Genomic DNA, 11,791 nt, shown 5'->3' on the forward strand with positions numbered 1-11,791 from the left:
TCTCGGACAAAATCCGCGTCACATCTGACAACAGGGACTTGCGGTCCAATGCCTCCACCTGGATTTCCACCAGGAAGACACTCGACTGGGTGGGGGCCCATTCAACTTCCACGATTCTGTCCGGCTGGTCCCGGAGCCCTGAGACGTTGGTGCAATCGGTACGGTGAACCGAAACGCCCGAGCCACGCGTCACGAATCCAAGAATGGGGTCAGGCGGAACAGGAGTACAACAGCGGGCCAGTTTGACCCAGACGTCGCCAACACCTCGGACGATGACGCCGGAGTCCGAAAACTTGGACTTCGCAACTTGTGTGGGGATGCTGACTTCATCGAGGTCCTCATCCGGCGTCTCGTGGCCGCCCAGGTGCTCAACGAGTTTTTCCATCACCGACTGTGCAGAGGTGTGACCATCACCAACGCCTGCGTAGAGCCCGGAGATGTCAACGTAGTGGAAGTCCTCGGCCACCGCGGACAGGGCGTCGTGCGTCATCAGGCGCTGCAGGGGAAGGTTCTGCTTCCGCATGGCCCGTGTGAGCATGTCCTTGCCGCGATCAATGGCCTCTTCGCGGCGTTCCTTGGTGAACCATTGCCGGATCTTGTTGCGCGCCCGCGCAGATTTGACGAAGTGCTGCCAGTCCTGGCTGGGCCCGGCGCCTTCGGCCTTGGAGGTGAAGATCTCCACCCAATCGCCATGGTTCAGCTCGCTGTTGAGCGGGACCAGCTTGCCGTTGACGCGGGCACCAATAGTCCTGTGACCGACTTCGGTATGCACGGCGTAGGCGAAATCGACCGGAGTCGATCCCGCGGGCAGGGCCATGACCTCACCCTTGGGGGTGAAGACAAAAACTTCACGGGCGTTGATCTCATACCGCAATGAGTCCAGGAACTCGCCGGGGTCGGACGTTTCCTGCTGCCAGTCCACCAGGGACCTCAGCCAGCCCATATCGCCGTCGCGCGGGCTGCCGGGACCTTGCGCTGTACGGTTCGGCTGGTCCTTGTACTTCCAGTGTGCCGCCACACCGTACTCAGCCCGGCGATGCATTTCATGGGTACGGATCTGGATCTCCACGGGCTTGCCGCCCGGGCCGATCACAGTGGTGTGCAGCGATTGGTACATATTGAACTTGGGCATGGCGATGTAGTCCTTGAACCTGCCCGGCAGGGGGTTCCATCGCGAATGCAAGGTACCCAGTGCGGCGTAACAGTCGCGGACCGAGTCCACCAGGACACGTACGCCCATGAGGTCGTTGATGTCGTCGAAGTCCTTATCCCGGACGATCATCTTCTGGTAAATGGAGTAGTAGTGCTTTGGACGGCCGGTGATGGTCGCCTTGATCCTGGCGGTGCGGAGGTCATCGGCTATCTGGTTGCGAATGACACTGAGGCTCTTCTCGCGCTCCGGTGTACGGTCCCCCACCATGCGCACGATTTCCTCATACACCTTGGGATAGAGGGCAGCGAAGGAAAGGTCTTCTAGCTCCCACTTGATGGTATTCATGCCCAGGCGGTGAGCCAGCGGGGCGAAGATCTCCAGCGTCTCGCGAGCCTTGCGGGAGGATGACTCAGCAGAGACAAAGCGCCAAGTACGTGCGTTGTGCAAGCGGTCGGCCAGCTTGATCATCAGGACCCGGATGTCCTTGGCCATGGCCACGACCATCTTGCGGACGGTCTCCGATTGGGCGGCTTCGCCGAAACTGACCTTGTCCAGCTTGGTCACGCCGTCCACCAGCATGGCAACCTCAGGACCAAAGTCCCGTGTCAGGTCAGCAAGCGTGTACGGGGTGTCCTCCACGGTGTCGTGAAGCAATGCAGCTGCCAGCGTGGTGCCTGTCATACCCAGCTCGGCAAGGATGGTGGCTACCGCCACGGGATGGGTGATGTAGGGGTCGCCACTCTTGCGTTTCTGGCCCTGATGGCTCCGCTCTGCAACGGTGAAGGCCCGCTGGATCAGGTCGAAATCTTCTTTGGGGTTGTTGGCCCGTACCGTCCGCAGCAGCGGTTCCAGGATTGGAGAGTATGGAGCCACACCCCTGCCGGTCAGGCGGGCGAGCCGGGAACGAGTCCGCTCCCGCCGTCCCGGGAACGTGGGACGCACGCCAGGGGTATCCACCGGAACAGCTCCCGCAGTCCGTCCAGCCATGCTTGTTGCCGGAACCGCCACAGTCTTGTGGCCGTCTTCCCCGCCCGCCGGTGGTGCCGACGTCGCACGTTCTTCCACAGAAGTACCCCTCACAACCGATTTAATTCTCCCAGTCTATTCCCGCAGGTGAATGCTTCTCCAAATGAGCAGCACATGACGACCGGACGGGCAAGTCAAAGAACCGGTCTCCACACATGTGCGGAGACCGGCTCTTCGGTGTAGCCAAGGCGTTGCAAGGAACTTATACGGTGACTTCAGCCCTGCGGTGGGCTACCTTCTTTGCCTGCTTCACGAGGTCCGGCTCACCTTGCCGCAGCCAAGCGTAGAGGGGAGCTGCGATGAAGATGGTCGCTGCCGTGCCGATCAGGATCCCGACGAACAGGGCCAGCGAAAGGTCGCGCAGCGTGCCTGCACCGAGGAGCCCGGCACCAATGAAGAGGATAGCCGCAACCGGCAACACAGCAACCATCATGGTGTTGATGGAGCGGACCAGCGTTTGGTTGACGGCCAGGTTGACCTCTTCGCCGAAGGTGCGGCTGGTGGAAGTGGAAATGTCCGCTGTGTTCTCACGGATTTTGTCGAACACCACCACGGTGTCGTACAGCGAGTAGCTCAAGACGGTCAGGAAGCCAATGATCGCCGACGGCGTCACTTCGAAGTCACTCAAGGCGTAGACACCGGCCGTGATGAACATCGTGACCAGCATGCCCACGAGGGCGGACAACGACATTTTCCAGGTCCGGAAGTACAAGGCCATCAGGACAGCCGCCAAGGCAACGAAGACCACCAGTCCGATCAGTGCCTGCCGGGTGACGTCCTGTCCCCAGGTGGGTCCGACGAAGTTTGACGTCACCTCATTTTCAGTGACCCCGTAAGCGCTGGTCAGACCCTCCTTGATGCGGTTGGTCTCGTCATCGGTCAGTTGGTCCGTTTGGATCCGCATGGTGTCGCCGGCAACGTTCGCGACGCGCGGAATGGCGCCGGGAACGACGTCGTGGACCGCTTTCTCGCCGAGGCTCGCGTCCGTGCTGCTGACATTGGAGACAGTGAACTCCGAGCCGCCACGGAATTCGATGCCCAGGTTAAAACCGCCCTTGGCCACCGGAATAAGGATTGACAGGGCCACTGCAACGGCCGCAATGATGAACCAGATCTTCTTCGAATTGACGAAGTTGTACGAGCGCTTGCCCGTGTACAGCTCATGGCCGAAGGTTGCGAAGCTCGTAGTCATTACTTCTCCTCCTTGGTTGCCTTGGACGAGCCGGTCAGCTGGCCCTTCTCGGCAAGGCGCCGTTCGGCGATGGTCATGCGGCGTTCAGCCTCGGCAACGGCTCCAGTGTTGCGCGCACGCACCGGCGACGGTTTTTCATCAGGGGTGCGGAGCCGGCCGGCGCCACGGTACAGGGGAACTGCGCCAAGACGGTCCGGGGAAAGGCCGGAGAAACGGTGCCCTTCGCCGAAGAACTTGGTGCGCGCCAGAACCTGCAGCATGGGATGCGTGAACATAAACACGACCAGGAGGTCGGCCAGTGCTGTCAGGCCCAAGGTGAAGGCGAAGCCGCGGACGTTGCCGACAGCCACGAAGTACAGGACCAAGGCGGCGAGGAGGTTGACGGCCTTGGAGGCCAGTACGGTGCGCTTGGCGCGCTTCCAGCCGTTTTCGACGGCGGATACCAGCCCACGTCCGTCGCGCAACTCATCACGGATGCGCTCGAAGTAGACGATGAAGGAGTCCGCGGTCTGTCCGATGGCCACGATCAAGCCAGCCACACCGGCAAGGGACAGCCGATAGTTCTCGGTCCACCCAAGGATCGCAATGGCAAGATACGTCAGCACACCAGCCACCACCAGGGACGCAATGGTGACAAGGCCAAGGGCCCGGTATTGGAAGAGTGAGTAGACAACCACCAGCAGCAAGCCGATCATGCCTGCCAGCAGCCCGAGGCGAAGCTGGTCTCCACCAAGAGTGGCCGAGATCTGCTCCTGCGATTGGATCTCGAAGCTGATGGGCAGGGCACCGTATCGGAGCTGATCGGACAATGCCTTGGCAGTAGCCTGCGTGAAGTTGCCGGTGATCTGGGGGCGACCGTCAGTAATCACGGCCAGGGAACGCGGCGCGGAGATGACTTTGTCGTCCAGCACGATCGCGAACTGGGACTTGGGATCGTCCGATCCCTGGGCCTGTGCCGCTACGTAGTACTGGTTGAGCCGCTCCGTAACGGCCTTGAACTTCTCTGTGGCATCGCCGTTGAAGACGATGTTCACACCCCAGGAGTTGGTGACGGACCCTTGGGCGCCCTGCACTTGGGAGAACGTGGAATCGCTGATGTCCTGGCCTCGGACCTCTACCGGGCCAAGGATGTACTTGATAGCCGGAGTGGTGGCCGTAGCAGCTTCGCACGTGACAAGAGGTTTGGCCGGATCGGAGCGTTCGCGCCTTTCAGTCGAAGGATTGACGCAATCGAGTGCTTCAAATTCCTTCTGGACTTCCGGGGTAATCCAATTGGTATCACTCGCGTTGGCCGGCTCCGCCGTCGGCTTGTTCAGCTGGTCATCCGGGGTGCGTGATTCCACGGGAACGGCAGCGGGATCGCCATAGGTAATGACTGGCCTGAAGTTCATGTCGGCCGAGGCCTGGATCAGATCGCGGGTTTCCTTGGAAGGTGTCCCCGGGAGGCTGACCACCACATTGCGGCCGGACTGGGTGCTGATCTCTGCTTCAGCAACGCCCGAGCCGTCAACACGCTGACGGATGATGGCAACTGCCTGGTTGAGCTGCTCTTCGTTGATCTCGCTGGATCCTTCGACCCTGGGGGCCAGGATCATCTGGGTACCGCCTTCAAGGTCCAAGGCAAGCTTGGGAGCCCAGCTGGCGTTGCCAGTCAAGACTCCGCCACCCAGGACAGCGGTGAGTACAACGAATATTGCTCCAAGCCAGGTCAGCACCCTGCGGGCTGAATTTTTGGGGCCGGTCCGTGCCATTATCGATCTTCCTGTTATCGCCGGACAGCCGCCGGCCAACGCGGGTAAGCGTCTGCCGGCGGCTCTCAGCTGCCGTAGAAGTTGCCTTGCGCGGGGGTGCCGCGCCTGACGATCCTAGTTGTCCTTCTTGTCCTCTTTGTTGAGGCGCGCAATGGTTTCTTCGGGCGTCTCCACTACGGCAGGAGCTTCAGTATCTGCGGTAGTCAGGGAAGAAGCGTCGTCCGGGACAACCGGTGCTTCTTCAGCGGGCGCTTCGACTACCTTGGTGACGGCCTGGCGGTGAACCGTGGCCTGGTTGCCCGGGGAAAGTTCGATGACAACCTTGTTCTCGGCTTCATCGATGGAGACGATGCGGCCAAAGAGACCAAAACTGGTCATGACGTCGACGCCCGGAGCGAACTTGGACTGCATCTCAGCCTGCTGCTGCTGGGTCTTCTTGTTGCGGCGGAACATCATGAAGACAAAGAGTCCAAGCATGACGAACAGCAATATGGTCATTGGATCCACAGGGAAGTTCCGTTCTGTACTTACGTTTTGGTTCACGGCAACGTCCCTGGCACATCCGCAGTGCGGGTGCATGGATCAAGGACTCGAACGTGCCGAGCGTCATACCAGTCTAGAGGGAAAAGCTGAACACGGCGTGTTAACCGATGGTATCTACGCTTTCGGCGTGGTTTTCATCGTCGCCGAAGAGCGCCAGGGCCTCCTGGCCGAAGACCCCGGCCGGCACGGCATAGCCTAGGTGCGTCCATGCGGATGCCATGGCGATGCGGCCCCGCGGAGTACGCCCCAAAAGTCCTTCACGTACCAGGAACGGCTCGGCCACCGTTTCCACCGTTTCAGGCTCCTCCCCTACGGCGATTGCCAGCGTGGACAACCCCACAGGGCCGCCGTTGAACTTGGTAATGAGTGCTTCCAGCACTGAACGGTCCAGCCGGTCCAGACCCCGCGCATCCACTTCATACATATCCAAAGCCGCTGAGGCCGACCGCGCATCGATTTGCTCAATGCCGTGAACCAGAGCCCAGTCACGGACGCGGCGAAGGAGTCGGTTGGCGATTCGCGGAGTACCACGGGACCGTCCGGCGATCTCGGTAAAGCCGGCCGAATTTACCTTAAGGTCCAGCAGCCCGGCAGATCGTCGAAGCACAAGCTCCAATTCAGCAACCGAGTAGAACTCGAGGTGACCGGTGAAGCCAAAGCGGTCACGCAATGGACCCGGCAGGAGGCCTGCACGGGTAGTGGCTCCTACCAGCGTGAACGGAGGCAGCTCCAGGGGTATGGCAGTAGCACCAGCCCCCTTGCCCACCACAATGTCCACCCGGAAGTCCTCCATGGCCATGTAGAGCATTTCCTCTGCGGGCCGGGACATCCGGTGGATCTCGTCCAGGAACAGGACCTCCCCTTCAGACAGGGAAGAGAGAATGGCTGCAAGGTCGCCTGCGTGCTGGATGGCGGGACCACTGCTGATCCGCAAGGGTGCGTTCATTTCGGCCGCGATGATCATGGCCAAGGTTGTTTTGCCAAGGCCCGGGGGCCCGGACATCAACACGTGGTCGGCACTGCGGCCGCGCATTTTTGACGCTTCGAGGACAAGGGCCAGCTGCTTGCGGACACGGTGCTGGCCGACGAAATCATGCAGGTTTTTTGGGCGGAGTGCGGCCTCAATGACCCGCTCTTCCGGCTCCTCTCCCCCGTTGACGAGTGACTGCTCAGCCACGGCTGCCTACGCGGTTGCCGGCGCGGGCGCCGTCCTGGCCCAGCCACCGCAGGGTGGCGCGGAGGATCTGGGCAACATTTCCGGCCTCCACGAGGTCCGGAGAGTCGGCCATGGCTTTGTCGATGCTCCCGGTGGCGTCCTTCTCGGACCAGCCCAGGCTTGTCATCGCGGCAACTACCTGCGGCTTCCAGTCGGCGCTGGTGGCAACCTGGGCAGCAGCAGTTGCTGAGCCGGTGCCATGCGGAACCAGCTTGCCAGCGAGTTCGAGCACAATCCGCCCGGCCACCTTCGGCCCGATGCCGGGGACTTTGGTAAAAGCCTTGCCGTCTCCGGTGTGCGCTGCTACCCGAATGGCTTCGGGTTCATGCACGGCCAGAACCGCCAGTGCCAGTCTCGGCCCCACGCCGCTGACGCTGAGCAGGACGTCGAAAACTTCGCGTTCGTCATCATCGGCAAAACCGAACAGCGTGAGGGAATCTTCACGGACGATCATGGAAGTGAAAAGCTTGGCTTCTGTTCCGACCTTGAGGTGGCTCAGGGTCTGTGGGGTGGCGAACACGCTCATACCCGCACCGTTGAGGTCAATGACGGCGGTGGACAAACCCACGTGGGCTACGGTTCCACGGAGAAAACTGATCAAGACCCGGCTCCTGAATGATTACGGCCCAAGCGGACTATCCGAACATATCTACGAATACCCTAGCAAGGGCGGTGCGAAATCACCGTGCGCGGCGCGCTTTTGCTTCGGCATCGGCCCACGCCTTTTGGGCCGGAGTCAGCGAACCGGCCCCCGAGGAGCCACCAGCTGCGCCCATTCCGCTTCCCGCCCTCCAGGCATGGGTCAGGGCAAGGGCCAAGGCGTCCGCAGCATCTGCGGGCTTCGGCGGCGCATCCAGGCGCAGTATTTTAGTCACGAGCTTTGTGACAGCGTCTTTATTCGCGGTGCCGCTACCGGTCACCGCGGCTTTGACCTCAGAGGGTGTATGCAGGGCAACCGGAATGCCGCGACGAGCCGCCGCAGCGATGACTACGCCGGACGCCTGGGCGACTCCCATCACGGTGCTGACGTTCATCTGCGAAAAAACGCGTTCGACGGCGACCACATCGGGCTCGTGCCGGTCCAGCCACTCATCGATCGCTTCAGCAATGACCAGCAAGCGTTTGTCCAGGGTCAGTTCCGCAGAGGTACCTACTACTCCGACAGCCACCATGGTGGCCCTGCGGTTCCGCTCAATGTCCACTACGCCTATGCCGCAACGGGTGAGGCCCGGATCGACTCCTAATACGCGAAGAGTCAAGTCCGGGCCTTCCTGTTTTTTATCACAATTGTTTGCTGCCCCGCCTACTCGGCGTCGAGGGCAGCCTGCACTTCCTCGCTGAAGTCCGCGTTGCTGTACACGTTCTGGACGTCGTCCAGATCTTCCAGGGCATCGACGAGCTTCATGAACTTCTTGGCGCCATCAACGTCAAGTTCCACCTGCATCGACGGAACGAACTCGGCCTCATCGGTTTCGTAATCGATGCCGGCCTCCTTGAGTGCGTCACGGATGGCCTGGAGGTCGGAGGGCTCGGAATGGATTTCCCAGTTTTCGCCACTGTCCTTCACTTCCTCGGCGCCGGCTTCCAAGACAGCCATCAGGATGTCGTCTTCGCTGAGGCCGTTCTTCGGCAGGACCACAACACCCTTGCGGGCAAAGAGGTAGCTGACCGATCCGGGGTCGGCTATGGTGCCGCCGTTGCGCGAAATGGCGAGGCGGACTTCCGAAGCCGCCCGGTTCTTGTTATCGGTCAAACATTCGATCAGCAATGCAGAGCCCTGCGGACCGCGGGCCTCGTACATGATCTCGGTGTAGTCGACTACCTCGCCCGTGAGGCCGGCTCCACGCTTGATGGCCCGATCGATGTTGTCGTTGGGTACCGAAGTCTTCTTGGCCTTGGTGACCGCGAGTTCCAATCCGGGGTTTCCGGCGAGGTCCGGGCCGCCCATCCGGGCTGCTACTTCAATGTTCTTGATCAGTTTTGCGAACGACTTTGCACGCCGGCTGTCAATGATGGCTTTTTTGTGCTTGGTGGTCGCCCATTTGGAGTGGCCTGACATGCTTTACGCTTCTCCTCTGATCATTCGAATAAAGAGTTCATGCACACGCTTCTCCCCAGTCACTTCCGGATGGAAGGAGGTGGCCAGCAGGTGGCCGGAGCGTACTGCAACAATTCTAGCCACTCCATGCAAAGCTGCCGTGTGACTGGCGTGTTCGGGATCAACCTGCGCCAGGATTTCGACATCGGCGCCGACGCGTTCCACCCACGGCCCGCGAATGAAGACAGCATGGACGGGGTCCACGCCGGATTCTCCGGCGCTGAAGTCGAGCCCCTTGAAATCAAGGTCCGTCTCGAACGATTCGCGTTGGCGCCCAAAGGCGTTTCGCCGGACGGTGATGTCCAGGCCCCCGAAAGTCTGCTGCGGATTACCGCTGAGATCTTTGGCGGGGTCCGCGATCTCATCCGCCAGCAGGATCATTCCGGCACAGGATCCGTAGACCGGAAGTCCGTCTGCTATTCGCTTCCGGATCGGCTCGCGGAGATCGAAAATGCGCGACAATTTGTCAATGGTGGTGGATTCGCCGCCGGGAATGATCAGGCCGTCAATATCGTCCAGCTCGGACGGCCGGCGGATGCCCACACCGGTGGCTCCAGCGGCCTCCACTGCGTGGATATGCTCGCGGAAGTCGCCTTGGAGTGCCAGTACGCCGATCCTGAGTCCTGAACCCACGCGCGATGAAGCGTCGGAAAGGGGGTTGGTCATTGATCCATCATAGTGCGCTGCGCCAGCGGCAGGGTCTTCAGCGACCTTCGGGGTCTGGCCTGAAACCAGGTTCCATGCCCTGACTGGGATATATTACAGAGCATGCTTTCCTTCAGCGTCCCCCTCGGCAAGCTGGTCCGCACACTGTCCCGGCTTCGGGGCGGAGGATCGGCTTTTCCCGGCTTGGTGGTCGAGAAAATCGACCCCGGCTTCATGCAGCGAACGCTGGCTTCACTTCCCCACGGGGTGGCCGTGGTCAGCGGCACCAACGGCAAGACCACCACCACCAAAATGGTGGTGGAACTGCTCGAAAGCCAAGGCCTGAAAGTCTTCACCAACCGTTCCGGAAGCAACTTCACCCGCGGCGTCGCTGCCTCCCTCCTGGGCGAGGTGGACTGGCGCGGGCGGCTTGATGCAGACATCGCCATCCTGGAACTTGACGAAGCCCATGCAGTGCATTTCGTCAACAAGGTCCAGCCCCGCTTCAGCCTCCTTTTGAATGTTCTTCGCGACCAATTGGACCGCTTCGGCGAAATCGATAAGACGGCCCGGCTTTTGGAACACATCGCGTCCAGGACAACGGACACCGTGGTTCTGAACCGCGAGGACCCCCGCGTTGCCCGTATTTCGAGGGTCATCAACGTCGTTGACGCGCCATACCATCCGGAAATCCGTTACTTCGGACTCGATGAATCCCTGCGCAGCACCTTTCCGAATGACGATGAAATGCGCACCTCCGGCTCCGGCCCGTCGCCGTCCGGAACGTCCGTTGCTGCCTCGACCGGTGAATCAGTAGACCTGCCGGCTGCCGACGTCGTACTCCGACGGGTAGGTGCGCAGGACGCAGACTTTGAGTTCGACGGCGAAACCGTGAGTACCTCCATGAAGCTTCGCGGCGTCTACAACATTTTCAACGCAGCTGCCGCGCTGTCCCTGGCACGCGCCGTCCTCGGTACCGGGCCTGTCGACACCCCCAGGCTTGTCAAAGCCCTGGGCGAGGTAGCCCCCGCTTTTGGTCGCGGTGAAAGCCTCACCGTGGATGGTCAGCCACTGGAACTTGTCCTGGTGAAGAATCCCAGCGGATTCCGGCTCGGCCTGAAGTCCTTCCCTGCCGGCGGGTACGCCACGATGATTGCCATTAACGACAACTACGCGGACGGCAGGGACATGTCCTGGCTCTGGGACGTGGAGTTCGAATCATTGCGCGAGGACGGCGTGGAGGTCCTCACCGGAGTCCGCGCTTACGACATGGCGCTGCGGTTGCAGTACGACGAAGTGCCTTTCGGTGTGGTGGAACCAGACATCACCGCCGCTTTGCGCACCTTCATCAACGGTTCGCGAGGCAAACCCAAACGAATTTTCTGCACGTACACCTCCATGCTCGCGATCCGCCGCGAACTAGCCAAAATCACCATAGTTGAGGTGGTCTCATGACCTTGGAATCACAGGCCGGTCCCGCACAGCCCGAATCCCCGCAGCCCGGCAAGGGAACCCTCCGCGTCCTCCAGCTCTACCCCCGGGAGATGAACATCTACGGAGACTGGGGCAACGCGCTTGTCCTCCAAAAAAGGATCAAGTGGCACGGATACACTCCGGAATTGCTGGAGTACAACGTGGGTGACGAGTTCCCCGAGGACATCGATATTGTGGTCGGTGGAGGCGGTCAGGACAGTGGCCAGCTGGTCATCCAGGACGACCTCCAAGCCCGCGCGGACCACCTGCGGGGTATGGCCGAAGATGGGGCTCCCATGCTGGTGATTTGTGGTCTCTACCAGCTTTTCGGGAAGTTCTTCAAGACCAGCGCCGGGCCGGTCATTCCCGGGATCGGGATCCTGGACGTCGAAACCCACGGTACGGATGAGCGGCTGATCGGAAACGTCATCATGAAGTCCTCCGAGTTCGGAGACATCATGGGTTACGAGAACCACAGCGGGCAGACCACCCTTGGTCCCGGCGTCGAGCCTCTTGGAACCGTCACCAAAGGTGCGGGAAACAACAGCAAGGACGGGCACGAGGGCGCGCGCTACAACAATGTGGTGGCCAGCTACCTCCACGGATCGTTGCTGCCAAAGAATCCGGCGATTGCCGACTTCCTCATCCGGACAGCAGCTGAGCGCAAGTACGGCACCTTCGTTCCGGGAACGCC

The 11,791-nt window shown here is 61.0% G+C and carries 11 protein-coding genes; 2 read left to right on the forward strand and 9 right to left on the reverse strand.

Features of this window, described 5'->3' with window-relative positions; genetic code table 11:
• From HP499_RS14070 to pdxT, 9 genes are all read right to left on the reverse strand, one after another.
• On the reverse strand, positions 1-2,218 hold a 2,218-nt coding region (locus HP499_RS14070; protein WP_172324667.1), incomplete at its 3' end, for a bifunctional (p)ppGpp synthetase/guanosine-3',5'-bis(diphosphate) 3'-pyrophosphohydrolase.
• 163 nt (positions 2,219-2,381) lie between these two features.
• Positions 2,382-3,371 (reverse strand): protein translocase subunit SecF, encoded by a 990-nt coding sequence (secF, locus tag HP499_RS14075; protein ID WP_172324669.1) that lies wholly within the window; start codon positions 3,369-3,371, stop codon positions 2,382-2,384.
• Positions 3,371-5,122, reverse strand: coding sequence for a protein translocase subunit SecD (secD, locus tag HP499_RS14080; RefSeq protein WP_172324671.1), 1,752 nt, complete (start codon positions 5,120-5,122; stop codon positions 3,371-3,373). Before secD ends, secF begins: the two co-directional genes overlap by 1 nt.
• A gap of 114 nt (positions 5,123-5,236) precedes the next feature.
• The gene (gene yajC, locus HP499_RS14085) at positions 5,237-5,620 is read right to left on the reverse strand and encodes a preprotein translocase subunit YajC (protein WP_172324686.1); all 384 of its coding nucleotides are present in this window, start codon (positions 5,618-5,620) and stop codon (positions 5,237-5,239) included.
• Positions 5,621-5,765: 145 nt separating this feature from the next.
• Positions 5,766-6,842, reverse strand: coding sequence for a Holliday junction branch migration DNA helicase RuvB (ruvB, locus tag HP499_RS14090; protein ID WP_172324673.1), 1,077 nt, complete (start codon positions 6,840-6,842; stop codon positions 5,766-5,768).
• Complete coding sequence (gene ruvA / locus HP499_RS14095) at positions 6,835-7,482, reverse strand: Holliday junction branch migration protein RuvA (RefSeq protein WP_172324675.1); 648 nt, start codon at positions 7,480-7,482, stop codon at positions 6,835-6,837. The genes ruvB and ruvA overlap by 8 nt, the downstream gene beginning before the upstream one ends.
• Positions 7,483-7,561: 79 nt before the next feature.
• Positions 7,562-8,140: a crossover junction endodeoxyribonuclease RuvC gene (gene ruvC / locus HP499_RS14100; RefSeq protein ID WP_172324677.1), complete on the reverse strand. Its 579-nt coding sequence runs from the start codon at positions 8,138-8,140 to the stop codon at positions 7,562-7,564.
• A 44-nt stretch (positions 8,141-8,184) separates the two neighbouring features.
• Positions 8,185-8,940 (reverse strand): YebC/PmpR family DNA-binding transcriptional regulator, encoded by a 756-nt coding sequence (locus tag HP499_RS14105; protein WP_172324679.1) that lies wholly within the window; start codon positions 8,938-8,940, stop codon positions 8,185-8,187.
• 3 nt (positions 8,941-8,943) lie between these two features.
• Positions 8,944-9,645 carry a pyridoxal 5'-phosphate synthase glutaminase subunit PdxT gene (gene pdxT, locus HP499_RS14110; protein ID WP_172324681.1) on the reverse strand — a complete coding sequence of 234 codons (702 nt, stop codon included), beginning with the start codon at positions 9,643-9,645 and terminating at the stop codon, positions 8,944-8,946.
• A 102-nt stretch (positions 9,646-9,747) separates the two neighbouring features.
• Between pdxT and HP499_RS14115 the strand changes: the two genes are divergently transcribed.
• Positions 9,748-11,079, forward strand: a complete 1,332-nt coding sequence (locus HP499_RS14115) for a Mur ligase family protein (RefSeq protein ID WP_172324683.1) — start codon at positions 9,748-9,750, stop codon at positions 11,077-11,079.
• On the forward strand, positions 11,076-11,791 hold a 716-nt coding region (locus tag HP499_RS14120; RefSeq protein ID WP_172324684.1), incomplete at its 3' end, for a type 1 glutamine amidotransferase. The genes HP499_RS14115 and HP499_RS14120, both read left to right, overlap by 4 nt.

The sequence above is a fragment of the Paenarthrobacter sp. CM16 genome (assembly GCF_013179505.1).
GTDB lineage: Bacteria > Actinomycetota > Actinomycetes > Actinomycetales > Micrococcaceae > Arthrobacter.

Bases quoted from the DNA above. Each gene is read 5' to 3' on its own strand.
- secF (WP_172324669.1), bottom strand. From the start codon at position 3,371: ATGACTACGAGCTTCGCAACCTTCGGCCATGAGCTGTACACGGGCAAG.
- secD (WP_172324671.1), bottom strand. From the start codon at position 5,122: ATGGCACGGACCGGCCCCAAAAATTCAGCCCGCAGGGTGCTGACCTGG.
- yajC (WP_172324686.1), bottom strand. From the start codon at position 5,620: ATGACCATATTGCTGTTCGTCATGCTTGGACTCTTTGTCTTCATGATG.
- HP499_RS14105 (WP_172324679.1), bottom strand. From the start codon at position 8,940: ATGTCAGGCCACTCCAAATGGGCGACCACCAAGCACAAAAAAGCCATC.
- pdxT (WP_172324681.1), bottom strand. From the start codon at position 9,645: ATGACCAACCCCCTTTCCGACGCTTCATCGCGCGTGGGTTCAGGACTC.
- HP499_RS14115 (WP_172324683.1), top strand. From the start codon at position 9,748: ATGCTTTCCTTCAGCGTCCCCCTCGGCAAGCTGGTCCGCACACTGTCC.